General features: G+C 61.6%; 21 protein-coding genes. 8 read left to right on the top strand and 13 right to left on the bottom strand.

What is annotated here, in order from left to right:
• Window positions 1–341: 341 nt before the first annotated feature.
• The 5 genes from AC6IZO_RS02235 to AC6IZO_RS02215 all read left to right on the top strand — a co-directional run bounded on the left by AC6IZO_RS02235 (window position 342) and on the right by AC6IZO_RS02215 (window position 6,497).
• Window positions 342–1,259, top strand: a complete 918-nt coding sequence (locus AC6IZO_RS02235; protein ID WP_497807568.1) for a hypothetical protein — start codon at window positions 342–344, stop codon at window positions 1,257–1,259.
• On the top strand, window positions 1,234–4,293 hold the full coding sequence (locus AC6IZO_RS02230; RefSeq protein WP_497807566.1) for a sensor histidine kinase: 3,060 nt from the start codon (window positions 1,234–1,236) through the stop codon (window positions 4,291–4,293). Before AC6IZO_RS02235 ends, AC6IZO_RS02230 begins: the two co-directional genes overlap by 26 nt.
• The gene (locus AC6IZO_RS02225) at window positions 4,290–4,922 is read left to right on the top strand and encodes a response regulator (protein WP_497807564.1); all 633 of its coding nucleotides are present in this window, start codon (window positions 4,290–4,292) and stop codon (window positions 4,920–4,922) included. Before AC6IZO_RS02230 ends, AC6IZO_RS02225 begins: the two co-directional genes overlap by 4 nt.
• Window positions 4,923–5,001: 79 nt before the next feature.
• Entirely contained in the window at window positions 5,002–5,376 is a 375-nt protein-coding gene (locus tag AC6IZO_RS02220; protein WP_497807562.1) for a hypothetical protein, read from the top strand.
• Between the two features lie 296 nt (window positions 5,377–5,672).
• Window positions 5,673–6,497, top strand: a complete 825-nt coding sequence (locus tag AC6IZO_RS02215; protein WP_497809914.1) for an alpha/beta fold hydrolase — start codon at window positions 5,673–5,675, stop codon at window positions 6,495–6,497.
• A gap of 53 nt (window positions 6,498–6,550) precedes the next feature.
• Here AC6IZO_RS02215 and AC6IZO_RS02210 read toward each other — a convergent pair whose 3' ends face one another.
• From AC6IZO_RS02210 to AC6IZO_RS02185, 6 genes are all read right to left on the bottom strand, one after another.
• Window positions 6,551–7,222 carry a YoaK family protein gene (locus tag AC6IZO_RS02210; RefSeq protein WP_497807560.1) on the bottom strand — a complete coding sequence of 224 codons (672 nt, stop codon included), beginning with the start codon at window positions 7,220–7,222 and terminating at the stop codon, window positions 6,551–6,553.
• Between the two features lie 15 nt (window positions 7,223–7,237).
• Window positions 7,238–8,728 carry an alginate export family protein gene (locus AC6IZO_RS02205; RefSeq protein WP_497807558.1) on the bottom strand — a complete coding sequence of 497 codons (1,491 nt, stop codon included), beginning with the start codon at window positions 8,726–8,728 and terminating at the stop codon, window positions 7,238–7,240.
• 3 nt (window positions 8,729–8,731) lie between these two features.
• Entirely contained in the window at window positions 8,732–8,986 is a 255-nt protein-coding gene (locus tag AC6IZO_RS02200) for a DUF1427 family protein (RefSeq protein ID WP_497807556.1), read from the bottom strand.
• Between the two features lie 23 nt (window positions 8,987–9,009).
• Window positions 9,010–10,815 (bottom strand): amidohydrolase, encoded by a 1,806-nt coding sequence (locus AC6IZO_RS02195; protein ID WP_497807554.1) that lies wholly within the window; start codon window positions 10,813–10,815, stop codon window positions 9,010–9,012.
• Window positions 10,816–10,840: 25 nt separating this feature from the next.
• Window positions 10,841–11,533, bottom strand: a complete 693-nt coding sequence (locus tag AC6IZO_RS02190) for a hydrolase (RefSeq protein WP_497807552.1) — start codon at window positions 11,531–11,533, stop codon at window positions 10,841–10,843.
• Window positions 11,534–11,595: 62 nt separating this feature from the next.
• A complete protein-coding gene (locus AC6IZO_RS02185; RefSeq protein WP_497807550.1) occupies window positions 11,596–12,036 on the bottom strand; it encodes a DoxX family membrane protein in 441 nt (146 codons plus the stop codon).
• Between the two features lie 256 nt (window positions 12,037–12,292).
• On the opposite strand from AC6IZO_RS02185, the gene AC6IZO_RS02180 reads away from it, so the two are divergent.
• The 3 genes from AC6IZO_RS02180 to AC6IZO_RS02170 are packed head-to-tail and all read left to right on the top strand — an operon-like array spanning window position 12,293 to window position 14,856.
• Window positions 12,293–13,258: a ring-cleaving dioxygenase gene (locus AC6IZO_RS02180; RefSeq protein WP_497807548.1), complete on the top strand. Its 966-nt coding sequence runs from the start codon at window positions 12,293–12,295 to the stop codon at window positions 13,256–13,258.
• Window positions 13,251–13,892 carry an alpha/beta hydrolase gene (locus tag AC6IZO_RS02175; protein ID WP_497807546.1) on the top strand — a complete coding sequence of 214 codons (642 nt, stop codon included), beginning with the start codon at window positions 13,251–13,253 and terminating at the stop codon, window positions 13,890–13,892. Before AC6IZO_RS02180 ends, AC6IZO_RS02175 begins: the two co-directional genes overlap by 8 nt.
• 40 nt (window positions 13,893–13,932) lie before the next feature.
• Window positions 13,933–14,856 carry a glyoxalase gene (locus AC6IZO_RS02170; RefSeq protein WP_497807544.1) on the top strand — a complete coding sequence of 308 codons (924 nt, stop codon included), beginning with the start codon at window positions 13,933–13,935 and terminating at the stop codon, window positions 14,854–14,856.
• 484 nt (window positions 14,857–15,340) lie between these two features.
• Here AC6IZO_RS02170 and AC6IZO_RS02165 read toward each other — a convergent pair whose 3' ends face one another.
• The 7 genes from AC6IZO_RS02165 to AC6IZO_RS02135 form a co-directional block, all read right to left on the bottom strand.
• On the bottom strand, window positions 15,341–16,108 hold the full coding sequence (locus tag AC6IZO_RS02165; protein WP_497807542.1) for a carboxymuconolactone decarboxylase family protein: 768 nt from the start codon (window positions 16,106–16,108) through the stop codon (window positions 15,341–15,343).
• Window positions 16,109–16,204: 96 nt separating this feature from the next.
• Window positions 16,205–17,083, bottom strand: a complete 879-nt coding sequence (locus tag AC6IZO_RS02160; RefSeq protein ID WP_497807540.1) for a DUF362 domain-containing protein — start codon at window positions 17,081–17,083, stop codon at window positions 16,205–16,207.
• A gap of 210 nt (window positions 17,084–17,293) precedes the next feature.
• Entirely contained in the window at window positions 17,294–18,280 is a 987-nt protein-coding gene (locus AC6IZO_RS02155) for an aldo/keto reductase (protein ID WP_497807538.1), read from the bottom strand.
• Between the two features lie 82 nt (window positions 18,281–18,362).
• On the bottom strand, window positions 18,363–19,421 hold the full coding sequence (locus tag AC6IZO_RS02150) for an NAD(P)-dependent alcohol dehydrogenase (RefSeq protein ID WP_497807536.1): 1,059 nt from the start codon (window positions 19,419–19,421) through the stop codon (window positions 18,363–18,365).
• Between the two features lie 183 nt (window positions 19,422–19,604).
• Window positions 19,605–19,946 carry a dihydrofolate reductase family protein gene (locus tag AC6IZO_RS02145; RefSeq protein ID WP_497807534.1) on the bottom strand — a complete coding sequence of 114 codons (342 nt, stop codon included), beginning with the start codon at window positions 19,944–19,946 and terminating at the stop codon, window positions 19,605–19,607.
• 280 nt (window positions 19,947–20,226) lie between these two features.
• Entirely contained in the window at window positions 20,227–20,757 is a 531-nt protein-coding gene (locus AC6IZO_RS02140) for an outer membrane beta-barrel protein (protein WP_497807532.1), read from the bottom strand.
• A 32-nt stretch (window positions 20,758–20,789) separates the two neighbouring features.
• Window positions 20,790–26,015: an Ig-like domain repeat protein gene (locus AC6IZO_RS02135; RefSeq protein WP_497807530.1), complete on the bottom strand. Its 5,226-nt coding sequence runs from the start codon at window positions 26,013–26,015 to the stop codon at window positions 20,790–20,792.
• Window positions 26,016–26,484: the final 469 nt, after the last annotated feature.

The following is a 26,484-nucleotide window of genomic DNA, read 5'->3' as shown; positions in this document are numbered from 1 at the left end:
AGCCGGGTTTCGTTTGCCTGCCGGCAGCGGACCGTGGACGGAAATCCTCAGTTGGAAGGAAAGGCTCGACGGGCGTGAGAATCAGCGTCTATTCCCGGATTACCTCCCTCTCAGGTTTATGCAGGTTTGCGGTGCGGGTGCCAGGTGCGCGCATGCGCGGAGCGGCACACAACGCCCAACACATGCTACAGAGGGCTTGGGGGCGGCGCAGGGCAAATGTCGTCCTGTTCTTGCTGATCCTTGCCGCCACTTTTCTTGCGGGCTGCCGCCTGCGGAAGGAACAGCCAGCCTCCATCGCAATAACACAGGTGCCGACAGCCGATGCCGGTGGCCCCGCCAGAATGGACTATATTGCGGGCACGGTGAAGGGCGCACATGCGGGTGACTACGTTTTGGTGTATGCCCGCAGCGGCGTGTGGTGGGTGCAGCCGTTCGCCAATCGGCGGCAGACTAAGATTCTGGCAGACAGCAGTTGGAAAAACTCGACGCACCTCGGCGTGGAATATGCTGCGCTGCTCGTAGAAGCCGGGTACTCTCCAATGAACCGTCTGGAGCAGCTCCCCACAGTGGGCAAAGGGGTACGTGCGATTGCCGTACTTGCCGGAACGCCGGGCGCGCCGGTGCCTTCCAAGACTCTTCGCTTCGGCGGATACGAATGGACGGTGCGGGCAGCATCGAGCGACCGCGGCGGCGAATCGAACGCCTACAGCACGGAAAACGCCTGGACCGACGCACAGGGACGTTTACATCTGCGCATGACGGAGCGGGATGGGAGAGTGAGTTGCGCCGAGGTGTCTCTGACGCACAGCCTCGGGTACGGGACGTATCGCTTTGTGGTGGAGGACGTCGGCCATCTGCCTGCCACGGCCGTGGCAGCGATGTTCACCTGGGACCCGCTGCGCTCGGAAGGCTTTCGCAATGAGATGGACATTGAGTTGAGCCGCTGGGGAAACGTCCGCTGGGACAACACGCAGTACGTGGTGCAACCCTTCTTTGTGCCGGAGAACGTCTACCGCTTTTCCTCGCCTTCCGGCACCGTCACACACATCCTGCAGTGGGAGCCGGGCCGCGCCACGTTCCGCAGTTACCGCGGTGCACAGGCGGACACAAAGCCTTTTGCCGAGCGGGTGTTTACCTCCGGGGTTCCAATTCCGGCCGGGGAGACGGTGCACTTCAACCTTTACGAATTTCATCCTTCGCGCAACAAGGTTCACGTGCCCGCGGAGGTGGTGATTGCGCACTTTGAATATCTGCCGTAACTGGCGCGGGCTGGCGCAACGGCTGGCCTGCTGCGCGGTGCTGCTTCTGGCACCGGCATCGTTGGGTGCGCTCGATGCAACCAAGTCCCTGGAGCAATATGTGCACCGGCATTGGGGTACGCCGGAGGGATTCGTGGGTGGGCAGGTGTATACCATTGCGCAATCGGCAGACGGCTTTTTGTGGATCGGCACCGACCGCGGACTGGTGCGGTTTGATGGCCGCAACTTTGTGCTGCTGCAACGCCCGCTGGCAGCGGAACCGGCACTGGGCCGCGTTCGGCAGTTACTGCTCGACCGCGATAACACGCTTTGGATACGCACCGATGACGCTCGTCTGCTGCTCTATCGAAACGGGGCTTTTCACAACGCATTCGCGGCCTACTCTGTAGAGGAAACCCCAATCACGGCCATGGCGCAGGCCCGCGACGGGCGCGTGATGCTGACCGGCCTGGGGCGCTTCACCATGCGCTTTACCGGTAAGGATTTTCAAATTGTCGCCAAGGCATTGGACATTCCCGGCACGGTGACGGCGATGACCGAGTCGCGCAACGGACTCACCTGGATCGGTACGCGCGAAGCCGGACTGTTCACTCTGCGACAGGGACGGTTGATCTCCGCCTCGCGGCAACTGGAGGGACGCAAGATCAACGCACTGCTGCCGGCTCACAGCGGCGGTGTGTGGGTGGGCACGGACCACGGAGTATTGCTGCTGCAAACGGATGGCACACTTTACACCCCCGGTGGAGTTCTTAGCAGCAGACAAATTGTGGCACTTGCCGGCGACAGCAATGGCAACGTGTGGGCCGGAACCGGAGCAGGACTGCTTCGAATCACCGCTGGGCATCCTTCCGGAATGCGCGCTGACGCGGGTGCCGGAAACGTCTCGGCGATCTTTGAAGACAGCGATGGGGCATTGTGGTTCGGCGGCAAGAACGGCCTGGATTGCCTGCGTGAAGGCGTGTTCACGCGCTACGTGGAGCAGCCGCGACATGGTGTGGCGCAGACGGGAACCGTTTATGCCGATGCACGAGGACGCATTTGGCTGGCGCCCGTCACGGGCGGACTGCGCGTGCTGGAAAAGGGACGGATGCGGACGGTGGCGCTGGACGGGCCGGCCAATGACGTTGTGTACTCCATCTCCGGCGGAGACGATGAGGTGTGGGTTGGACGCCAGCGCGGCGGGCTGACTCGTCTGCGGTGGCAGGGCGGACGCTGGACAGCCGCCAGTTTCGGGCCGCGGCAAGGGCTGAAGGAGACGGACGTATATTCCGTGCTGCGAGCCTCAGACGGAACAATATGGGCGGGAACACTTAGCGCAGGACTGGTGGTTCTGCGAGGCGGGAAATTTCAGACCTTCACGCACGCCAACGGGTTGCCGTCCAATGCGGTGAACGCGCTGGCCGAGGGAAAAGATGGCGCGATCTGGGCCGCGACCCCGGTGGGGCTTGGTGAGTATCGCAATGGCCGGTGGCGCAGATGGAGCACGCAGGACGGACTGCCCTCGCTGGACGTGCGAACCTGCTTTGTGGATTCGGGAGGCGTGCTGTGGGCGGGCACCGCGGAGGGACTGATTTCCATCGGGCCTGAGAAGGTTCTAGTGCTGCGCACGTCGCCGGATGTGCTGCGCGAACAGATCCTTGGCATTTCGGAAGATCGCTTCGGCTTCCTGTGGGTTTCCACCAGCGACCACCTTTTGCGCATGCCGCGAGAGGCACTGCTCGCAGGGAAACTGCGCGAGGCGGACGTGCAGACGTACCAGGCCGGCGACGGGGTTCCCGAGGGCAGCGAGGTGCGGCGCGACCGCTCCATGGTGAACGATCCCGCGGGGCGGATATGGATTGCGATCAACGGCGGCGTGGCCATGGCAGATTCCGCTCCGCACTATCGCGACACAGTGGGACTTCCGGTGCATATCGAGTCTCTGCTCTCCGGCGGGGAGGAGTATCCGGCACAGGGCGACCCAAAGCTTCCCTCAGGGCGAAGTGACGTGGCAATCCGCTACGAAGGTGTCGCCCTCTCAACGCCGGAGCGCGTGCGTTACCGCTACAAGCTGGACGGAGTGGATCAGGATTGGAGCCAGGCGGTGGCGATTCGCGAAGTGCGTTACAGCAATCTGGCTCCGGGGACCTATCTCTTCCACGTAATTGCCTCTCGGGACGGCACCCTGTGGAACGCCGAGGAAACGGTACTCTCCTTCTCCATTGCCCGGGCCTTCTGGCAGACCTGGTGGTTCCGCGCAGCGGTGCTGGTGGCGCTGGCAGGGCTGGCGCTGCTCTGGCTTCGGCTGCGCACATTGGCGCTCTCGAGGCAGTTGAGCGCGCGCTTTCAGGAGCGCTTGAATGAGCGCACGCGCATTGCACAGGAACTGCATGACACTCTGTTGCAGAGCTTTCAGGGACTGATGCTGCGCTTCCAAACCGTGGACATGATGCTGCCGGCACGCCCTTCGGAGGCCAAGGAAGCCCTCTCGGGAGCGCTCAGCCGCGCCGATGAAGCCTTGCGCGAAAGCCGCAGCGCCATTGAAGGGATGCGCGATCCAGCGGGCAACGACGTGGACCTGGCCGACATATTACACGCGATGATGCGCGAAGGACGCGAGTGCCATGACCCGGCGAACGGCCCGCCACCCGACTCAAGCGTAATCGTGGAGGGCACTCCCCAGCCGTTGTCGGCGCCCGCCTGCGCGGATATTGACCGCATTGTGCGCGAGGCGATCCGCAATTGTTTTCAGCACGGCAGGGCGCAGCACATTGAGGCTGAGGCCGCCTTCGGGAAACGCTGGCTGCGGCTATGTGTGCGCGACGATGGCGCGGGAATCGATCCCGCAGTGCTGGCCCGCGGCTCGCGCACGGGACACTGGGGATTGATCGGCATACGCGAGCGCGCCCAAAGGCTGCATGCACGCATCAACATCTATAGCCGTCCCGGCGCGGGGACGGAAGTGGAATTGCGCGTGCCTGCGGAAATTGCCTATGAGCGGCCGCGCGGAGCGCGAGCAGTCAAGAAGAGCCTACTGCCGTGGAGGAATGTATGACACAAGACGCCAGTCCGATTCGTATTCTGACCGTGGATGACCACCCGTTGTTGCGCGAGGGCATCGCCTCGCTGGTGGCCAGCCAGACGGATATGGCGATTGTTGGCGAGGCCGCCAGCGGGCGCCAGGCTGTCGAATCATTCCGCCAGCTGCGGCCGGATGTGACCTTGATGGACGTGCGTATGACGGACATGGACGGCATCGAGGCCACGACAAAGATCCTGGGCGAGTTTCCCGAAGCGCGCATTATCGTGCTGACCACCTACGACGGCGACGTGCAGATTCTGAAAGCATTGAAGGCCGGCGCACAGGGATACCTGCTGAAAGGATCTCTGCGCAAAGAGCTGCTGGAAGCCATCCGCGCGGTCCACGCGGGGCGCAAGCGGATGTCTCCCGAAGCCGCCAATCAAGTGGCAAATTACATGGGAGACAGCGCACTCACCCTGCGCGAGATTGAGGTATTGGACCTGATCGCCCAGGGCAGTGCCAACAAGATTGTCGCCGACCGTCTGTCGATCACCGAAGACACGGTCAAGGCGCACGTCCGCAGCATTCTCTCCAAGCTTGGCGCCAACGACCGCACGCACGCGGTGACCATTGCATTGAAACGCGGCATCCTCAGCATTTAGTAAGCCGTCTTACTCGAAAGAGGGATGCCGGGGGAAAACAGGCACGTTAAAGTGACAGGACTACCACTAGGGAGGCCGGTTGCAGCGTCTGTTTTCCATGTTTCCGAATGGCTGGCCGGGACGCGGTCTGCTGCTGTTGCGGATCGGTACCGGGCTGCTGCTGCTGCACGCGGGGGCCGGAGCGCTCCTCACCCGCGGCCCGACGCTGCCCGACACTCTCGTGATCCTCTCATCACTTCCCGGGCTCCTGCTTTTGCTGGGATTGTGGACGCCCTTCGCGGGATGCCTGCTGGCATGCGAGCAGCTTGGCCTGCTAATGGCGCTCGGCATCGTGCCCGCGCACTGCCTGCTCTATGCATTCATCGGCATTGCACTGGCCTGCCTCGGGCCTGGCGTGTGGTCCATTGATGCACTGCTCTTCGGCAGGAAGCGACTCGACTTTCCCGAACGATGAACGTGTGACCTACCTGCTCGAAAGAGGTAGACACCCGCTGCCCGGTGGGAGGTAGCGGACCGCGCTGCAAGCCGGGAGAATGATTTCTGCCGGAGCACACACGCCTGCGCAGATCCGGCGACGTATCCCCGGGACATTCACCACGAGGAGACTTGCAAATGCCTATCCTGACACGGCGCAAACTGCTGCACGCCGGAGCTGCCACAGCTCTGGCAACCGCGGTTGTGCGCCCGCTGAGCCTGTTTTCGTTGTCCAACAATTCCGCCGCCCACGGGCACGCCAAAGGAGAACCACCGATGTCCAGCTTTACCACCAAAGACGGAACACAGATCTTCTTCAAGGATTGGGGCAGCGGCCAGCCCATCGTCTTCCACCATGGCTGGCCGTTGAGTTCCGACGACTGGGACGCCCAGATGATGTTCTTCCTCAAAAAGGGCTATCGCGTAATTGCGCATGACCGCCGCGGACACGGACGCTCGACTCAGACAGACCATGGCAACGAGATGGACACCTACGCCTCGGACGTCGCCGAGCTGGCGGCGCTCCTCGATCTGAAAGATGCCATCCACGTCGGTCACTCGACTGGTGGCGGCGAAGTCGCACATTATGTGGCGCGGGCGGATAAGGGTCGCGTTGCCAAGGCCGTGCTCATCGGCGCAGTGCCCCCCATCATGCTCAAGACCGCGAACAATCCCGGCGGCCTCCCCATGGAAGTGTTTGATGGCTTCCGCGCGGCGCTGGTGAACAATCGCGCGCAGTTCTACCGCGATGTTCCCTCGGGCCCCTTCTACGGCTTCAACCGCCCGGGCGCAAAGGTGTATCCCGGCGTGATTGATAACTGGTGGCGCCAGGGCATGATGGGCGGCATCAAGGCGCATTACGACTGCATCAAGGCTTTCTCGGAGACAGACTTTACCGAAGACCTGAAGAAGATCGATGTGCCGGTGCTGATCATGCACGGCGACGACGATCAGATTGTGCCCATTGCCGATTCCGCGCAGCTGGCAATCAAGCTGGTGAAGAAGGGCACTCTGAAGATCTATTCCGGCTTCCCGCACGGCATGGCCACCACGCACGCGGACCAGATCAACGCCGACCTGCTGGCGTTCATCCGCGCCTAAACAGAAAAGGGAGAGACCGAGAGCCTCTCCCTTTTTCTGAGTATCTTCAATAATCACTCCTCTGCTGTTGCTCCCCGCTGGATTACCATAATGCAGCCTCCGGAAAGTACCGCTGAAACACCGAGCAGCAATCCGAGTGAGTTCCGCAGCAGTACTGCTCCTGCAAGAGCCCCAAGAAACATGCACAGTACCGCGCCCAGTCGGCGTGGCCAGCGGAGATTGCCTCCGGCGGCCAACGAGAGATCGAAAGCCAGGGCGGCGATGGTCAGCGTCAGCACGGTGGTAGTCATGTCCGGCACGGCAAGGCGGCGCACCGTTGCGTTGCGTACGCCCATGCCCAGTGCGGTGAGCGCAATGATGGAATAGAGTGCAACGCTGCTGGTTCCGTACAAGGTAGTGAGCGCAGCACACGTCAGGCACACGACCTCGGTGGCGAGCGCCCGCACCATCCACGCGCTGCGCGCGCCTTCCGGAGCGCACTCCACATAGCCGCGCGCCAGCACACCGCCGATTACGGCCGCGGCCAGAGCGGTCAGGGAACGGCCAACGGACAAGCCCGGCTCCCCGGCAAAGGCAAAGCCGAGGAACACGACGTTGCCCGTCATATTGGCGGTAAAGACATGCCCCATGGCCAGGAAGCTGCCCGCGTCAATGAGTCCGGTGACGAAGGTGAGCACGAACAATACGGCGAGCAGGCGCGCATCGTCGCGCGGCGTGGATTCCATTCGGCCACTCCTCTTTTAGAATTTGTAGCCCAGCCACAGCGAGGCGTAGTTGAGGTTGCCGCGGCGTCCACTTTGACGCGGGAACGGCCCGGCGAAGAAGACGCCATAATCCGCCTGCACATAGGCGTGGCGATCGATCTGCCAACGCGCCTCAATGCCCGGGCGATGGCCAACAAAGCGCGCACGGCTGGCGCCCGGGGCAATCAGCAGATTACCCGGCACGCCATACACGCCATCGGCCAGGCTCTGCCGCCACCAGAAAAGCCAATCGGCATTGAGCGAGACGCCATGCGGCAGAAAGAGACGAACATTGGGATGCAGATCGCGGGAGTTGAGAGGGCCCGGTCCCGTATCTGCCAGAATGCCGAAATAATTCCCGATGGGAAACAAGGGATTGAACGTGCCAAGCGGCCCCGAGGACGAAACGCGGTCGCCGCTGGTCACATTGGAACGCAGCCCCACGCGCGGCGTAAACGGCAACCGCGGAAGAATGACACCCAGTTCGGTGGCCGCGGTCCAGGCGCGGATTCCGCCGCCGGCGAAGGACCCGAACTGATATGCCGCCTCAAGATCGAAGTGCGGGATGGCAACTCGTCCGGCGGTGGAGGCCGGGTCTTTGGAGGCAATGCGCGCGCCAAGCGTATGCCGCAGTTCGCGTCCGGTGCCGCGCGCAAATGTGGCCTTTTTGCGGTCCAGCCCGAAGTAGTACACATCGAGCAGATTGCGGCTGTCGAGTTTCCAGGGACGCGATGCATAGCCTCCCCAGAAGCTGGTGGTTTGCAGCGGAACATTGTCAAAGAAACCGTGCTTGTCCGCTGCCGGCCGCAAAACAAACCAGTCCGTTTGCCAGGAATGCAGCGGCGCATGAAGCCGCGCGCCGTAAAAACCCTGCCGTACATTGGGTCCTTCGCGCACGGCCAACAGCCGGCCAGACCCGAGCATGATCTCCTGCCGCCCCACGCGTAACGCAATGGGGCGCGCCCCGTTGCGCACACCGATCTCGGCGAAGGCGTTCAGGAAGTCGAGACGTTTAAGGTCCACGGCGCGCGGGCCGGGCGTACGCCTCTGCTCCAATCCGCTTTCAAACTGAAGGAAGAGGCGCAGGCGCGCCGCCACCCGCGCATCCACGTGCAATTGCATACGTTCGAGGGTGAAGGTATTGACTACCGGCGCCTGCGTCTGCCATGCGTCGCTGCGCACGTTCTCCACCGTCTGCCTAAGCTCGCCGCCGAGCGAGAGGTAACGCGCGCCGCTCGCATCGAGCGGAATGTACTTGATCGAATCGAACCAATCCGCACGCTTCTCCGGTTCCCGGAGAAAGCTCCAGTCGTCTTCATAGCGCAGCAAGTGATAGGTACGCACCGCTGCGGGAGGCTCCGCCTCCACCGGAGCCTGCGCTGGTGCCGTTGAGGTCAGCAGCAGCAGTGTTGCAAGGTACACAACTGCGCTCAGGCGCCACAGCAGCCATCGCAGCAGGGAGATTTCTTGCTTCTGGCAGACCAGCAAAACTCACCCCTCCCTCGCGGACACAGCCTCACGACGGGCCGAGCCAACGGTTGCACCGGTCGGGCCTCCGCAGAGATGTGACGTGGTGGCAGGCCGCTCGCGGCGATTCAAAATGGTGTTGGTGGAGGAGTAGCCCAGGGTCATGGCCAGCACCAGCAATGCTCCCGGCAGCACCGGCGGACTGCCCACGGGAATATCAAAGAAACGGCAAAACGCACCGACGGAAAAACTGATCAACATACCAAGCAGCAACTTCACAAGAGCCTCCTTCCAGACCCAGTTCAAAATGCAAAGCAATCGCAGCCCAGCCCCCAGAGCGATTCTCCAAGGCGCGGGCTGCCAGCGGCGGACGCGTGGTGCGCGTGGCCGAGGCAGTGGTGCACGGATGCGGCAGTGGGCTTGTGATATCCGCCATAGTGGCGAGTTGGCGCCCAGTCCTGTGCCACGGGCAGCGCCGGGGGAGCCAGTTCGCGGTAATCGTCAGCGGCATACACCACTTCTCCGCCAACGACGGTGAGAACGGACTCCAGCGCGCGGATCTCCTCTTCCGGAACGCTGAAGTAATCGGCGGAGAGAACCGCGAAGTCCGCGAGTTGCCCGGCAAAGAGTCCCCCTTTGGCGCCGTCTTCTGTGGAGAACCAACTGCTGCCCTGGGTGTAGAGGCGGAGCGCATCTTCGCGGGTGAGTCTCTGCGATGCGCCGTAGAGCTGCAGCCCGCCGACAGTGCGCCCAGTGGCGAGCCAGGCGAGGGAGACGAACGGATTGAAACTGGCCACGCGTGTGGCGTCAGTACCCGCGCCCACAGGCAGCCCCATTTCCAACATGCGGCGAATGGGCGGCGTGCGCTGCGCGGCCTCCGCACCGTAGCGGGAGACGAAGTACTCTCCTTGGAAGGCCATGCGATGCTGCACCGCAATGCCACCGCCGAGTGCGGCAACGCGTTCCAGGCTGCGGTCGCTCACGGTCTCGGCGTGGTCGAAGAACCAATGCAGCCCGTCGAAAGGAATGTCTCGGTTCACGCGCTCAAAGACGTTGAGGAAGCGCGAAATGGATTCATCGTAGGTGGCGTGCAATCGGAAAGGCCAGCCTTTCGCGGCCAGCACCCGCACAACCGCCTCCAGTTCCTGCTCCATTGCGCCGTTGAGATCGGGGCGCGGCTCGAGGAAGTCCTCGAAGTCCGCGGCGGAGAAGACAAGCATTTCGCCGGCACCGTTAAGGCGGAAGGTGCGGTCGCCTTGGTGAATAGCCGCCTGCGCGGTCCAGCGGGTGAAGTCTTCCAGCTCGTGCGCCGGCCGCTGCGTGAAGAGGTTGTAGGCAATGCGCACCGTCATCTGCCCACGGCGATGCAACTCTTCGACCACGCGATAGTCGTCGGGATAGTTCTGGAAGCCCCCGCCCGCATCGATGGCACTGGTGACGCCGAGGCGGTTGAGTTCGCGCATGAAGTGACGCGTGGAAATGAGCTGATCCTCGTAGTCAAGCACAGGACCCTTGGCCAGCGTGGAATAGAGCAGGCCCGCGTTGGGCCGTGCAATCAACATTCCGGTGGGGTTACCCTGCCGGTCGCGCTGAATTTCGCCACCGGGAGGATTGGGAGTGTCACGCGTGTAGCCCACGGCGCGCAGCGCGGCAGCATTCAACAAAGCGCGGTCGTAAAGATGCAACACGAAGACTGGAGTATCCGGCGCGACAGCATTGATCTCCTCGAGCGTTGGCATGCGCCGTTCGGCGAATTGGAATTCACTCCACCCGCCGACGACGCGCACCCACTGCGGCGCGGGCGTGCGCTGCGCCTGTTCGTGCAACATGCGCAGGGCATCGGCGAGCGAGGGCACGCCGTCCCAGCGCAGCTCAAGGTTGTAATGGAGTCCGCCGCGCACGATGTGCAGATGCGAATCGTTGAGCCCGGGGATTACCGTGCGCCCCGCGAGGTCCACCATGGGCGCGCCAGGCTCCTTTTGCGCAAGGATCTCCTTCTCCGAGCCCACGGCTTTCACCAGGCCATCCTGCACGAGCATGGCCTGCGCGAAATATGGCTGGCTGTTTGTTGCGATCTTCCCGTTGTAGTAGATACTCTGCCCGCTCATTGCCACCTCCTTCCAATTCACCGCGTCATTTGTGATCGGTATCGCCGGGAATTTCCCAGGCCGGGTACGCACTGGCCGGTGCACCGTGCACCATGGTGTAGGCATACTCCACGCCCATTCCGTAGGCTCCGGCGTGATTCTTCACCACATCCATCACGGCGTTGTAGGTCTCACGCAAGGCCCAATCACGCTGCCATTCCAGCATTACCTGAATCCAGGTGACGGGCTTGGCACCGGCCTGCTCCACGCGGCGCATGGCGGCATTGTGCGTCTTCTCATCCAGATCTCCACAGAGGTCTTCCACCACATAGACTTCATAGCCGTCGTGGATAGCCTGGACGGTGGGGAATGCCACGCACACCTCGGTCCACAATCCGGCAAGCACGATCTTCTTGCGTCCGGTCTTCTCAACGGCGGCAACAAAGTTCTTGTCGTCCCAGGAATTCATGCTGCTGCGCTCGATGGGCGTCTGTTCGGGGTAGATGGCCTGCAACTGCGGCCAAAGGTTGCCGCTGAAGGATTTTGTCTCCACGGTGCTGAGAATCAGTGGTACGTCAAAGATCTGCGCGGCCTTGGCAAAGCCGACGACGTTATTGATCAGCGACTGCCGGTCAATGCTGGTAACGCCGAACAGCATTTGGGGCTGGTGATCGATGAGTGTGACCACGCAGTTGTCGGGAGTGAGCAGGCCTTTTTCGCTCCGAGGTTTAAGCGTCATGATTTTCTCCATGGCTGTGTTTGACGGTTGGGAAACATGCATCGCGGCTTGGCGGGCTGCAGTCAGCGTGGCTCGCGCGCCGTGAGCGATGGAAGTTGCGAAAGCAGTGAGGAGGTGGCCACCAGTGCGGGTTGCGACCGCGTGGCCGCCACAAACAACAGACCTCCCCAGATGGCAGCGTTCTTGAAGAAGTTGATCATCTGCGGCTGAAAGGCCGCCGTTCCCCAAGCCTCCCAGAAGGAATGGGAAACGAAGGTGGCCGGAACCAGAAAAGCGAGCAACGCCGCGGCAGCCAACTGCGGAAGCACGCCCAGCGCTAATGCCAATCCGGCTGCGGTCCCGAGAGCGCGTCCACCAAGCATGACCAGCGGCACGACACCGTCGGGTACACCGCGAACGGCGAGTTCGTGTGCCGGAATGCTTTGATCAATGACGCCCAAACCGTTCAGCAGGAATACGACGGACAACAGCAGGCGTGCGATAACGGCAGGCGTACGATTCATTGGCTCAGCTCCTTGCTCCGGGCGGCGTGCTGCAAACCATGGGACGTTCTCTGCGCTTCCGGAATGGGAGGATTGTGCCCCGAACACTGGCGTGGCGCATTGCCCAATATGGGCGCATGCAACTCCTTCTTTGGGGCAGGCAGCATGGCGCGGAAGAGTTCACCGCGGCTACTCGAAATGGGGATGCCTGAAAAGTATGCAGACGGTAGGGTCATGGCAACGCGCGCACCCGCGCCGCCAGGATGAAAGGCGACCCATGGAACCCATTGAGGGACTGCATCACGTAACGGCCATCGCGACGGATCCACAGTGCAATGTGGACTTCTACGCCGGAACGCTCGGCATGCGTCTGGTGAAGAAGACGGTGAACTTCGACGATCCGGGCACTTACCACTTCTATTACGGCGACGACCGTGGAACGCCGGGCACCATCCTCACGTTCTTCCCCTGGCCCGGCGCCTCGCGCGGAGAGGCGGGCAGCGGAGAGACCAGCGCCACGGCCTTCCGAGTTCCGAAAGCATCTCTCCAATACTGGGAGCGCAGACTGCGCGAAGCATCGGTTCCCGCGGAGAAGGCCGGGGAGCGCTTTGGCGCACCGGTACTGCGCTTCCGCGATCCGGACGGCATGGCACTGGAGATTGTAGGTACCGACGAGAATCCGTCCGAGTTATTCCCATCGCGCTGGTCAGACGTGGAACCGGCACATGCGCTGCGCGGCTTTTATGGCGTTACCTTGACGGTTGCAGAACAAGGTCCCACCGAAGCGGTTCTGCACACGCTGGGCATGCGCCAGACGCAGGCCGAAGGCAACCGCTCCCGCTATTCCGCCGCAGGCACGGCCCTGGGCAGCACGGTGGACTTGCTGCTGACCCCGGCCGCGCCACACGCCCAGCTTGGCGCAGGCAGCGTGCACCACATCGCCTTCCGCGTGCCAGACGATGCCGTGCAGCTTGCATGGCGGGAGCGGCTGACGGCCGAAGAAATGTACGTAACTCCCGTGCGCGACCGCAATTACTTCCACTCCATCTACTTCCGCGAGCCCGGAGGCGTGCTCTTCGAACTAGCCACCGACCCGCCCGGCTTCGCCGTTGATGAAAACGAGTCAGTTCTGGGCGAGTCACTGCGTTTGCCCGCGTGGCTGGAGGATCACCGCGCAGTACTGGAGAAGACATTGCCTCCCATTTATCTGCCGCATCAGAAGGCGGGAGCGGCTCATGAGTAGTGCTCATGCAGCGGGACTGCTCCATGCGGGCTGCGAACTGGCGCGGGCCACGGTCGCCATCCTTCTGCTGCATGGCCGGGGTGGCACGGCGGAGTCGATAATCCCGCTCGGGTTCGAACTCGGCAGCGAACGCACGGCACTGCTGGCGCCGCAGGCCACGGAGCAGACGTGGTATCCATATTCGTTTCTTGCGCCGCTTGAGCAGAATGAACCGTGGCTGGGCAAGTCGCTGGCAACGATAACTTCTGCGCGGGAACACTGTGCTGCGGCGGGTATCGGCCCGGAACGCATGATCGTGGCGGGCTTCTCGCAGGGTGCGTGCCTGGCCACAGAGTTTGTCAGCCGCAACCCGGCGCCGTATGGCGGGCTGATCGCGTTCACTGGCGGCTTGATTGGTCCACCCGAGATGGACCTGCATCACGAGGGCCGCCTTGATGGAATGGCCGCACTCCTCAGTGCAGGCGATCCAGACCCGCACGTGCCATGGCAGCGTGTCGCGGACTCTGCGCGGGAACTGGAGCGCATGGGCGCGCACGTGCAGTTGATGCGAATTCCAGGACGTCCGCACACGATTACAGGGGAGGAGATTTCCGCGGCGCGCAAGCTGGTTGCGCAACTGGAAGCATTGTTCTAGCGCCGCGCCTCATTGGCGATTGGCACAGGAGAGGAGTTCCATGAAGAGAATGTTGATGTTCATTACGCGCATGTCGATGGCTTCCATGCTGATCTTCGGCATGGTGGCCGCCAGCGCACAGCCCCGGCCCGGGGTTCCCCATCGCGCGAAGCAGGCGCAGAACTATGCCGTAGCGCCGCAGTATGGAACCACTCACGTTTATGTGGCTCCGGAAGAGGTGGAGCATTTTGTATCCGCATTCCTGGCTACATTCGGAGGGCAGAGCACCAGGCAGGTTGTGGCCACCGTGACGCCGACGCCGAGCAGCACAACTTCGCAACTGCTGCAAACGCCATCGGGAACCGTGTCGTTGTTCGGGTTTAAGACGCCGGTCCCCTATCCCTTTGGACTGGAACGCACCGGACTGCTGGTGACCGACCTGGAGGCCGCCACGCACGCCGCGCAACAGGCGGGGGCAGACGTGCTGGTGGCGCCGTTTCCCGATCCCATCGGACGCGATGCGGTGGTGCAGTTCCCCGGTGGAGTGAACACCCAGCTGTATTGGCACATCACTGCGCCCGCGTATGCGGCATTCCGATATGTCCCGGAGAACCGCGTCTATGTCTCGCCGGTGCGCATTGCCGATTTCCTGCGCGCGTATCTTGCCTTCTCGCATGGACACATCGTCAGCGACCACGACGCACCGGGCATTGAGGTTGGGCGCAGGAATGGCACCGTGCGCCGAGTACGTATCGAATCCAAGTTCGGAAAGGTGGCGGTCTTTGTCACCGACGGGCACCTCCCCTATCCCTACGGCCGCGAAGTAACCGGCTATGAGGTTGACAACCTTGCCGGGAGCCTCGAGAAGGCGCGCGGCGCAGGAGCAACCATACTGGTGACGCCCTTCGAGAGCGACGGACGCGCTTCCGCCATGATCAAGTTTCCCGGCGGATACATCGCCGAAATTCACGCGGCACATCCGTAACTCTCGAAACAGCCGGCGATTCACATGCGCGGTGCCCGAAACGAAGTCTTGACCAGTAGCGGTGCTTCGTGCCCGGTTCCTCGGTGCGACCGCGCACCCTCGCAATTAATCCGCAGGAAGGGAGATGGAAGTGCAGAGAGTTTCTATCGTGGAATCCAGCCCGCTAGGTGCAGCTTCAGCAAGCCTCACGCGAAGCCCGTTGCACGCGCAACAGTCTGTTGCCAGAGTTCAGCGAGTCAACTCGCACTGTGCCGCTGAACCAATCGGAGGCCCCCTTGACGGAAGCCTGCGAACCAATTCTTATGATTTCCATTACTGTCTGCCCTTCACACTTTGCCGGAAGTGGAATCTAGAAGCATGCGCCGTCGCGGGTCGACGCGCCTGAATTGTCAGCAATCAACTGCTGCAAATTGTCTCTTCCAAAACAAATGCACCGATACTGCCCGTGGCACCCACAAGCAGTACATTCATCACGCTTTCTCCTTTATCGAGCGACGTTCGCGCCGGTGACTTCTTCAATCGCCCTCAGGGCGTTGAGCGTGCGCGGGTACCCGATAAACGGAAGTAACTGCGTCACCACATCGATCAGCCGCGCGCGGTCATTTCCTACATTCAGGTTTGCACCGACATGCGCTTTCACTTGCGCGTCGCACCCGCCAAGCGCGGCCAGCATGCTCAGCGTCAGCAACTCACGGGTGGCAATATCCAGACCCGTGCGTGTGTAGTTGTCGCCAAAGCAATTTGAGGAGAGAAACTGTTGGATGTGCAGCAGGTCCTTCGGCGCGTTCGCATACAGCTTCTCAATAACTCCGTCGCCGATGATCTCCTTCTGAACCGCAAGGCCCTTCTCTGCACGATTCTCCGGCGTCGTAGTCGATTGCAGCGCAAGCGGCAACGAGACACCACGTTCCTTCAGCACATCATTCGTGGCGTGGAGGAAGTCGATCACCCTCGCTATTCCAAGGTAAGGAACGGCCTGGTACACAATCTCTTTCAACTCAACTGGCGAGACGCCAACGTTGAGGGCCGCTCCGGCCATGACGCGATACTCCGTGAGGGCCTGGCAGCCGATGATGGCCGCCAGCTGCACCTTGAGCCGCAACCGGACATCCAGACAGCTCTGCCGCAAAACTTCATCGAAAGCGAAGTTGTCGAAGGTCTCGATCAGCTCCGGGTCGCTCACCGCCAGCGTGGAGACATGGTTGGGAAACAGTTGTTCGTGATTCTTGAGTGCTTGTTCGTTGGGAGACATTGCCGGACTTTCTCGCGTGATTGCGGTAAGCGCCGCACGGGGATTGCGCGGCGCTCGTTCTCAGGTTGCTGCTGCGGGTCGATGGTCTTCCCCGGCCTACAGCGTAATGAGCTTGTACTCAGGGTTGCTCATCTTCATCTCTTTCATGTACGACAACTGGCGAAGACCCTGCCGGGACTCGATGCGCTCCTTCAGATCGTGAAGCTCGGCTTCCGGCAACTTGTACACCATGTCAATGGACGCCTGGTCGACGGCGAGCAGGTCGGTGGAGGCCAGAATGCCGATGTTGCGGGCCTTCGGCGGTGCGGCACTGGTGCCCGCGCAGTCGCAATCCACGGACATGTTGCGCAGAACGTTGATGAAGACAATCTTCCTGTTAAAGTGATCGACCGTGGCCTTGGCAGATTCCACCATGTTCTCCATGAACGGCTCGCCCTTCAGCCATGCCTCGTAGTTCTCATTGTCCGGAGCAGCGTGGACCATCTTCTTGCCGATCTGCCCATCCGCGCATCCGATGGCGATGTTCTTCAGCGAGCCGCCAAAACCGCCCATCATGTGGCCTTTGAAGTGGGTCAGCACGACCATCGAGTCGTAGTTCAGCATGTGCTTGCCCACGGACATTTCCTTGAAGTGCTTGCCACCATTGACCGGAATCATCACGGCGCCGTCTTCGTCCATGATGTCCACCGGGCAGAAGTCCCAACCGTTGATCTTCAGGGTCTCGCGATGGTCGGCCGTGGTGTAGCGCTTGCCCTTGTAGAGCGTGTTGGTCTCCACCAGGCAGCTATTGGGAATACTCTGCTGCAGGGCCTTCACCATCTCACGCGGCAGAATGTTGGGGCCGTTCGGTTCGCCGGTATGAATTTTGATCGCGACTTTACCGCTGATCGGCTTGTGAATCTTCGAGTAGATTTTGAGCAGGCTCTCACTGCTGAGGTCTGGCGTGAAATAGACCGTAGGCTTCTCCTTAGTCATTGCGGCGGCAGTGCTCATTCCGCTCAGTTCGCTCACCGCAGCGCCCCCAAGCACGAGGGCGCTCTGTTTAAGAAAAGTGCGACGTTCGATCTTCTCCTTCATAGCTCTCCTATCAGCAGTACGGAAAAATAACTACCGGCCGGGCTATGCAACAGCCCGGCCGCAAGCTTCACAACAGATGTCCACAATCAATGGCGGACTCTCACCTGATTAACGGCCCACCAGCTTCTGCAGATGCTCCGGGTAGCGCGCGCCCTGCAAGGTAATCTTGGACGTTGCCTCGTTGAACTGGCGCAGGTCGTCGGCAGTGAGTTCCACACTCGCCCCGCCAAGGTTTTCTTCTAGGCGGTGAATCTTCGACGTTCCAGGGATCGGTACGATCCACGGCTTCTGCGCAAGAATCCACGCAAGGGCGATCTGGGCCGGCGTAGCGCCTTTCGACTTCGCAAACTCTACGACGAGATCAACCAACGCCTGGTTCGAGTCCCGGTTCTCCGGTGAGAAGCGCGGCACAATGTTGCGGAAGTCGGTCTTATCAAACTGCGTGTCCTTGTTGATGGCGCCGGTCAGGAAGCCCTTGCCGAGCGGGCTGAACGGCACAAAACCAATCCCCAGCTCTTCGAGCGTCGGGATGATTTCCTGCTCCGGCTCCCGCCAGAAGAGCGAGTATTCGCTCTGCAGGGCCGTCACGGGCTGTACCTTGTGCGCACGGCGGATTGTGCTCGCACTGGCTTCCGAGAGGCCAAAGTGCTTGACCTTGCCCTCCTGAATCAACTCCTTCACGGCGCCGGCAACATCCTCGATCGGCACTTTCTCATCGACGCGATGCTGATAGAACAGATCGATGTGATCGGTCTTCAGGCGCTTCAAGGACGCTTCGGCGACCTGCTTGATGTGCTCCGGGCGGCTGTTCAACCCCGCCTGCTTGCCGTCCAGGATCTCGAAGCCGAACTTTGTGGCGATGACCACGTCATCGCGGAACGGCGCGAGCGCCTCGCCCACCAGTTCTTCGTTGGTGTACGGACCGTAGATCTCCGCAGTGTCGAACAGCGTCACGCCACGCTCCACTGCCGCGCGGATCAGGTCGATCCCTGTCTGCTTGTCCACGGCCTGGCCGAGACCGAAGCTCAGCCCCATGCAACCCAGGCCGATGGCCGAGACTTCAAGATTGCTCTTTCCAAGTTTGCGCTTCTGCATAACTCATCCTTTCTCAATGCCGTTGCGGTTGGGCGCGCCTTTTCGCGCCCCGCTTTCAGGCACGGCTCTCCACACAGAGCCTCTACTTTGCTTTCAGCGAAGCCATATCGATCACGAACCGGTACTTCACATCCGACTTGAGCAGCCGCTCGTAGGCTTCGTTGACCTTCTGAATGGGAATGACCTCGACGTCGGCCGTAATGTTGTGCTCGCCGCAGAAATCAAGCATCTCCTGCGTCTCCGCAATGCTGCCGATTGGCGAGCCGGAGAGGCTGCGCCGTCCCATGAGCAGTGCAAACGCCGAAACCGGCAGCGGCTTATCGGGGGCGCCGACGAGCGTGATGTTTCCGTCACGCCGCAGCAGGTTGATGTAGGCGTTGATGTCATGGTTGGCGGCAACCGCATCCAGAATGAAGTCGAAGCTGCCGGTGTGCTTCCGCATCTCATCCGTGTCTTTGGAGATGACAACTTCATCGGCGCCCAGCCGCAGCGCATCATCCTTCTTGCTCGGAGAGGTGGTGAAGACGACCGTGTGCGCGTCCATGGCGTGCGCGAACTTCACACCCATGTGGCCAAGGCCGCCGAGACCCACAATGCCAACCTTCTTGCCCTTGCCCACGCCCCAGTGGCGCATGGGCGAATACGTCGTAATTCCTGCGCAAAGCAGCGGCGCAGCGCCCGCAAGGCTCAGGTTCGCCGGCACATGCAGGACGAAGTGCTGATCCACGACGATGCTCTCCGAGTAGCCGCCGTAGGTCACGCCGCCAAGGTGCTTGTCCGGAGAATTGAAGGTGAGCACCTGACCGGGGCAGAACTGCTCGAGGCCCGCCTGGCACTCAGGGCAGGTGTGGTCGGAGTCCACCAGGCAGCCGACCGCCGCCAGGTCTCCGGCCTTGAACTTCGTGACCGCCGATCCAACCTTCGTCACGCGGCCAACAATCTCATGCCCCGGAACGCAGGGATAGACAGTCGGCATCACGTCCTTCCATTCGTTGCGCACCGTGTGCAGGTCGGAATGGCAGATGCCGCAGTAGAGAATGTCGATCTGGACGTCGTGCTCGCCCGGCTCACGACGGGTGATGGTTGCTTGCGTCAACGGCGATTGTTCAGAAGCAGCGGAGAAAGCTTTTGCATGAAACATGAGCCTACTTTAGCCCGGAAGCAGAATATGAATTATGCAGGTCGCGCCATAATACATGCAGCAAACGCCAATCGTTTTCCTCCGGAGTGTCTTTTTTCGGTAGTTCGAAGCGGGCGCAAAAATGCCCGCAGGGCCGTATCCCGCAGGCTGAGCTTGCTGCGGAAGTACCTGCTCTGAACTCGGTCAGCGACCGATCACCTCGTAGCGCAGCCAGAGGGCGTCGCCTTCACGCTGTTCAACCGACTTCAGCTTTAGCGGATACGCCACATGCTCTGTCGCAGTGATCCCGTCGAACACAGCCGGAATCTCATGCCGGCCGTCAATGCCCGGCAACAGCAACAGGCTGACCTCATCCACAAGCCCTGCTTGCAGCAAACCGCCGTTGATGTGGCCTCCGCCTTCCAGCAGCAACGTGCGAATCCCGAAGTGTTCCGCCAGAAATGGAAGAGAAGTTTCTGTGTGGCAGATTATGGCGCCAGCTTTGCGGTGGGCGCTGGAACTCGTGAGCCTGATGCTCTTTATCACGAGTGTGTGGCAGATCTAGTCGGCGCTAAAAAAGTTCACGCTTGGAACGGGAAGAGATTGTTTATCCCGATCGTATACATCCGCCTTCAGCGGACGATAAGGGCAATCATCTGGCTTGCCAGCATTAACTGCAAAACAAACTGACCGGCTCAGTTTGTGCCCGTTCTGCCTTCAGGCAGAGTGGCACAAATTCACCGGTCAGCTCACATCTCAATCACTGCAACTTCAACTTCCGCCACCGCGGCTAGCAACACGCCACATGTGGCATCTTCCACTGCGTTCAGTAGCGCCACACTAGAGTGGACGAATAGCGAAGGCTGTTCTGTCCGTTGTCCGCGTGCGAGGTATGCAACCAGTCCAACTGAACCGGACGAACACTCCAGTGACGGCAGAGTTGCACTTCCGCTCCGCCACCGAGGTCGACGGCAAAGCTATTGCTCGCATCGGAGGCCGAGTTCAGGCTGGCCGAAAGCCGCGCAGCACCCACCAGTGTGTGTGCGTACACGCTGAAGCGCCCGAGGTTCTGCGTCAGCCGCGGACCCGCCAGGTAGGTGTAGTGCCGCAGGGAGACGCCATTCTGCTTGTTATATGCGCCTCCAAACTCCACCGCGCCCGACAGGCTGGTCTTGTGGAATTGCTTCAACCGCATCTGCGCGCCGGCCGTCCAGCCATTCATGTTCGCCGAAGCTCCCGAGTGCGGGTTGAAGCGTTCATATTGATAACCGCCGTAGATCTCCACCTTCTGCGCCGCCAGCGGCAAAGCCGCCAGCAACATTACCGATACGCACACAAACACGCGCCAACCCTTCATGGCATTCCTCTCTTTGGCTTCCATCCCGTTGCTCATTCTGTGACCGTAACCGTGAAGTTGGTCGTCTGCGTTGCGGTGCCGCTGTTGGTAATCGTGATCTGGCCCGTGTAGGTTCCCGCCGGAGTCACGCTGCCGGCATTGGTGGCAGTCGCTCCGGAGCTGGTGCCGCAACCGGCAAGCCCAAGCAGCAGCATCGCCGAGAGCATCATGGCTACCAGCACCATGCGACGGCGGCGAGCCGCCAGAGGAAGCACGAGGCCGAACAGCCCGAAGGCCATCATCCACGGACGGAACGCACGAACTGCTCCGATCACGCGGAAGCCAGTGGAACTGACCGTCACCGTCACTGTCAGCGGCAGTTTGGAGGCGTCCGTGCTGCTGACCGACGGCGTGCAGCTCAGTCCTTCAGGCAAGCCCGTGCAGCTTACGCTCACCGCGCCGCTGAGCACACCGTTCTGCCCAAGCACGAAGCTGGTGGAGGCATTGCCTCCCTGCTTCACGGTAAGGGCCAGCGGATTCTGCGATCCGTCGCCGCCGTTGATCGTCAGCGTCGCGGTCTTCACCGTCAAAGCTGCCGAACCCGAGGCGCTCTGATAGTTCGAATCGCCCTGATAGGTGGCCGTCAGCGTGTGCGCACCCACCGCCAACGCGCTGGTGGTCAACGTTGCCGTGCCGGAGCTCAGGGTCGCCGAGCCCAGCGAAGTCTGGCCGTCAAAGAAGCTCACGCTTCCCGTCGGCGCAGCCAGCGGCGTTGTTACCCTGGCTGTCAGCGTCACCGTGCTGCCGTGGTAGATCTCCGCCGCGGAGAGCGATAACGCAGCAGCCGCGGTTGGCGCCGGACTGATGGTCAGCGTTCCGCTGTTGTTGGTGACCGTGTAATTGGAGAGGCGGCTGTTGGGGTCCAGCAGCGTTGCGGTGATCGGATACTTTCCTCCGGTGGAGGAAGAGGTCGCCGTCGTCGCATAGGTGGCCGTGATGGGGTCACCGGACACAACACCCGTCAGCGTACCGCTCACCGTCGGCAGCGTGCCGCCGTAGAGCATCGACTGATCGGCGGCGGTCACCGTCAAGGCCGCCCGCGCCACATCAAGCGACTGCGAGACTTCGCTGGCAGCGGCGTAGTTGCTGTTGCCAGCCTGGTCCGCTGCAACCACAACCGTCCCGGCTCCCGCGATCGTCAAGGTAGAACCCACCAGAGATGCCGGGCCGCTCTTGAGGATGTAGGTGACAGGATTTCCAGAAGCACCGCCGGTTGCCGCCAACGCCATGGCCGCGTCGCCGTAAGTTGCCGTGGCAGGAACCGTGAAGTGAATGGTCTGCGGAGCAAGCGCGGCATCGACAGAAACTGCCTGGGCAGAGGCCACGGCGTAGTTGCCATCCGTCGCCTTGCTGGCCGAAACCGTGCAGGTACCCGTGCCGCTCGTCATCGTCACCGTGTTGCCCGCAGCCGAGCACGCACCGCTTGCGATGTAAGTCACCGTGCCGGTACCGCTGCCGCCTGCGCTGCCCACCGTGAACGACGTGTTATACGTCTGCGCCGTCGCCGGCACGCCCGTCACGCTCAAGGTTGCCTGCGTGGCAAGCGCGGCGGATACCGTGCCCGCCGAGGAGGTGGCAGCGGCGTAGTTGCCATCCGTCGCCTTGCTCGCTGACACCGTGCAGGTGCCGGTGCCGCTCGTCATCGTCACCGTGGTGCCCGCGACCGAGCATGCACCGCTCGCGATGTAGTTCACCGCGCCCGTACCGCTGCCGCCCGTGCTGCCCACCGTGAACGACGTGTTGTAGGTCTGCGCCGTCGCCGGTACACCCGTCACGCTCAAGGTTGCCTGCGTGGCAAGTGCTGCATCCACGCTTGCGGCAGAGGAAGTAGCTGCGGCGTAGTTGCCATCCGTTGCCTTGCTCGCCGAAACCGTGCAGGTGCCTGTGCCGCTCGTCATCGTCACCGTGGTGCCCGCAACCGAGCAGACGCCACTTGCGCTGTAGGCTACCGCGCCGGTGCCGCTGCCGCCATTGCTGCCGACGGTGAACGACGTGTTATAGGTCTGTGCCGTAGCGGGTACGCCCGTCACAGTCAGCGCTGCCTGCGTGGCAAGTGCTGCATCCACGCTTGCGGCAGAGGAGGTCGTGGCGGCGTAGTTGCCGTCTGTTGCCTTGCTCGCCGAAACCGTGCAGGTGCCTGTGCCGCTCGTCATCGTGACCGTGGTGCCCGCGACCGAGCACGCGCCGTTTGCGCTGTAAGTCACCGCGCCGGTACCGCTGCCGCCATTGCTGCCCACCGTGAACGACGTGTTATAGGTCTGCGCCGTTGCTGGTACGCCCGTCAGGGTCAATGCCGACTGGGTGGCCAGTGCTGCATCCACAGTTGCGGTTGCCTGCGCCTGCAGATAGTTGCTGTCGGCCGCCTTGGTCGCCGTCACCGAGCAGGTGCCGGTGCCGCTGGTCATCGTGACCGTGGTGCCCGCAACCGAGCATGCGCCGCTCGCGATGTAGCTGACCGCGCCCGTACCGCTGCCACCCGTGATGCCCACCGTGAACGTAGCGTTATAGGTCTGCGCCGTCGCCGGTACGCCCGTCACGCTCAGGGTTGCCTGCGTAGCGGCAGCAATCGACAGCGTGTAGTTCTGGCTGATCGAGTTGCTGGCGGCATCCGTAGCCGTGATGGTGAAGCTGAAGTTGCCCGTCTCCGTGGGTGTGCCACTCACGGTGTCCGTCGCCAGAGCGAGTCCGGCAGGCAGTGTGCCAGCGGTCAAAGAATAGGTGTAAGGTGCAGTCCCGTTGCTGGCCGTGAAAGTCTGCGAATAGGCAGCGCCGTAGGTACCGGCAGGAAGCGCGCCGGATGCCGGCATCAGCGTGACGGGAGGCAGGATGGTTCCCGCCAGGGTCGCCGAGAGAGTCTGGCTTCCAGCGGCCAGCACAAAGGTCTCCGTGGTTGCCCCGGGAGTGGAGGCGGCCAACGGCGAGAACCGTATCTGATAGTTGCAGGAGGCTCCCGCAGCCAGCGTGAAGCTTGAACTGCTGGAATTCAGAACCGGGCAGGTTGAGCTTCCGCTGAACTCAAAGTCCGAACCAATGGAAGGATTGTTGCCCGACGCCGGATGAGTGAACGTGAGGCTCAAACTGCCAATGTTGACGACCTGCAGCGTCTGGTACGCGCTGTGATCCCCCTGCTTCGTTGTGGGGAAGCTGAGCGCCGTGATACCGGAAACACTTTCCTGCACCACCTGCTGATTGCCGCTCTCAACCAGATAGAGATCGCCCGTGCTGCTCAGTGCCAGCGACGTCGGCGCGCTGAGGCTCGCCGAGCCGTTGTCCACCAGCGCTTCCGGAGAGTAGCTGCCACCGCTGAGCAGTTCCAGCGTGATCGAGTTGCCACCTTCTTCGGCAACATAGAGGGTGCCTGCTGCATCAACCGCAATGCCCACCGGCGAACTCAAGCCGCTCGCAATGGTGGTGACCGTGTAGCTGCCGCTCGAATATGCAGCCTTCTTCACGCTGCCGCTGCTCTTATCCGTGGCATACACATTCAAAGCACTATCAACGGCAACGCCACCCGGCGACGCCAGAGAACTGATCACCGTGCTCGGCGTGTAGCTGCCATTGGTCAGCGTCTCCTTGTAGACCGACGAGCCATCCGCGATATAGACGTTGCCCAAACCGTCCACCGCGACACCCGCCGGGCCACTCAGGGAGCTGGCAACGGTGCTCTGCGTGTAGCCGCTGCCGGACGGCGTCAGCTTGAGCACTCGCTTTCCGCTGCTGTCCGCCGCATAGAGGCTGCCCGCGCCGTCGATGGCCAGTGCCGTGACCGACCCGAGCGTGCTGGCGAAGGTCGTACGCGCGTAGCTTCCGCCCGACAATGTCTCCTTGTAAATAGCGGAGCCGTCGGCGTAATAAACATTGCCCGCGCCGTCTGCGACCACGCCTGCCGGAGCGCTCAGCGAACCAACCACCGTGCTGCGAGTGGCCGGCCACAGAATGCCCTGCGCACCCACGCCGGTTCCGTAAACATAAACAGTTGCCAGCGGCACGCTGTTGACGTCCTTCAGCACCACCGCGCCCTTGTGCAACCCGGCGGTGGTCGGCGACAACTTCACATAGACCGTGCAAGTGTCATTCACCGCATACGTGGTGACCGTGTTGCAGGTGGTTGATGCGGTCAGCCCGACATCCGAACCGCCGGTGCCCTGGGTGTAAGCGTTCACACTGCCCAGCTTGCCGCCAACGCTGAATGCAAACGGCAATGCGTAGGCGTTGCCCGTGGCTCCAACGTTCACCATTCCAAGGTTGACCGCGCCATACGTGCGAGTCAGGATTTCGTAGGTGCTGCCGCTTGCGGAGCTTCCTTCGACATAGATGGAGCCGGTGGAGTCCAGTCCAAAGCTGGAGATGGCCGTCGTAGCAGGAGCCGTCACCGGCGTCGCCGCCGTGCTGGTCACATGGTAGACGTAGTAATTGTTCGTGGAATTCTCGGTTGTGTAGCCCGCAACGTAGAGGTTGCCCGAAGCGTCCACACCAAGCCCCGTGCCTACCGAAGTCATGTTGCAGTTCAGGTTCCCAACCGTGGTGCCGTTGAAACTGGTGCCGAACGCAGAGGTGGACACTGATCCCACGCATCCGCCAATAAATGCATTGGTACTGATGTTGTAGTGCAAATATGTGAGGTAGACGGCAGAGCCGTTTTGCGAGACGGCGAGATTACTTGGCTGCCCCAGGTATCCGGTGCCATCGGAAGCCGTCGGCATGGCTACCGCGACCCACGAGGAAGGCACGTTGGCGCCCGCAGGAATCTTCCACAGCAGGCCGCCGCCGTTATCGGCAATGTACACGTTCCCGGAAGCGTCAACCTTCAGGTCGCTTATGTAGACGTAGTGTCCAGTCCACCCGTTGATCGTGAACAGGTCCCCGCAGGGCAGCGGCGTAGCATCCGTCGCAGTGCTGCCGGAGACCGTGCTCCGGGCCACTCCCCAGCCATACGTACAGCTCGCGGAGTAGTAGATGAAATAGAGCGTGGAACCATTGGGCTGAACCGCAACCGCCGAGGGCGCGATGGAGAAGTTACTGTTCAAGACGCTGACCGCGCCATTCGACGAAATCTTCAGCAACTGGGAGGAACCGCTGGAAGGGGTTTGAACCACATAACTGTTGCCGCTGTTGTCGACGGCAATATTGGAAAGGGTGTAGGCGCTCGAATTGACGGAGTAGATTGAAGTCTCCGCCCCTGTAAAACCAACCGACTGCGCCCATACCGTGGCAGACATGAGCAGCATCAGAGCCAGCGCAGCAAACACAGCCGACTGAAGAACACCGCTCTTTTTCAAAGACCTAAAGCAACGACTCAAGATTTCCATGCCCAATCCCCCGATCGTCCCGTAGCCGCAAGGATCAATCACCACGAGCAGTCGCATCCAACTCCAAGAGAATGCGTACCCTCGAACGTTCAGATACCACTTTTGTCCCAAAACCGTATCGCTAGCACATTACCAAATCGGGATTCATGTTGCACTCAAAGAATTGATGAATTCCGAAGAGGGAAAATAGCGACCCAATGACGCTCCCCAGTCTCGAGCAGCAATATCCGCCATGCTCTCCGCACGAGCGCACCAGATGCCGCATCGAGTCCAGCAATCCCCCAAGTGCCCCCGTCTGCGGAAGGAGGCTTGCCGACGTTCGCGGATCCAGGAGGAAAAGCCCTGCTCGGCGGAGGCTCTCTTCTTGGTCAGAACAGTT

The organism is Oryzophilus luti (assembly GCF_059726245.1).
The sequence above is the reverse complement of the archived record's forward strand: the minus strand, read 5'-3'. Positions and strand labels throughout refer to the sequence as shown.

Coding starts and splice junctions, on each gene's coding strand:
- AC6IZO_RS02180 (WP_497807548.1), top strand. CDS start 12,293: ATGGAACCCATTGAGGGACTGCATCACGTAACGGCCATCGCGACGGAT.
- AC6IZO_RS02235 (WP_497807568.1), top strand. CDS start 342: ATGGACTATATTGCGGGCACGGTGAAGGGCGCACATGCGGGTGACTAC.
- AC6IZO_RS02185 (WP_497807550.1), bottom strand. CDS start 12,036: ATGAATCGTACGCCTGCCGTTATCGCACGCCTGCTGTTGTCCGTCGTA.
- AC6IZO_RS02190 (WP_497807552.1), bottom strand. CDS start 11,533: ATGACGCTTAAACCTCGGAGCGAAAAAGGCCTGCTCACTCCCGACAAC.
- AC6IZO_RS02170 (WP_497807544.1), top strand. CDS start 13,933: ATGAAGAGAATGTTGATGTTCATTACGCGCATGTCGATGGCTTCCATG.
- AC6IZO_RS02150 (WP_497807536.1), bottom strand. CDS start 19,421: ATGTTTCATGCAAAAGCTTTCTCCGCTGCTTCTGAACAATCGCCGTTG.
- AC6IZO_RS02175 (WP_497807546.1), top strand. CDS start 13,251: ATGAGTAGTGCTCATGCAGCGGGACTGCTCCATGCGGGCTGCGAACTG.
- AC6IZO_RS02210 (WP_497807560.1), bottom strand. CDS start 7,222: ATGGAATCCACGCCGCGCGACGATGCGCGCCTGCTCGCCGTATTGTTC.
- AC6IZO_RS02225 (WP_497807564.1), top strand. CDS start 4,290: ATGACACAAGACGCCAGTCCGATTCGTATTCTGACCGTGGATGACCAC.
- AC6IZO_RS02135 (WP_497807530.1), bottom strand. CDS start 26,015: ATGTCTGCCACGGTATGGGCGCAGTCGGTTGGTTTTACAGGGGCGGAG.
- AC6IZO_RS02195 (WP_497807554.1), bottom strand. CDS start 10,815: ATGAGCGGGCAGAGTATCTACTACAACGGGAAGATCGCAACAAACAGC.
- AC6IZO_RS02140 (WP_497807532.1), bottom strand. CDS start 20,757: ATGAAGGGTTGGCGCGTGTTTGTGTGCGTATCGGTAATGTTGCTGGCG.
- AC6IZO_RS02160 (WP_497807540.1), bottom strand. CDS start 17,083: ATGACTAAGGAGAAGCCTACGGTCTATTTCACGCCAGACCTCAGCAGT.
- AC6IZO_RS02165 (WP_497807542.1), bottom strand. CDS start 16,108: ATGTCTCCCAACGAACAAGCACTCAAGAATCACGAACAACTGTTTCCC.
- AC6IZO_RS02155 (WP_497807538.1), bottom strand. CDS start 18,280: ATGCAGAAGCGCAAACTTGGAAAGAGCAATCTTGAAGTCTCGGCCATC.
- AC6IZO_RS02215 (WP_497809914.1), top strand. CDS start 5,673: ATGTCCAGCTTTACCACCAAAGACGGAACACAGATCTTCTTCAAGGAT.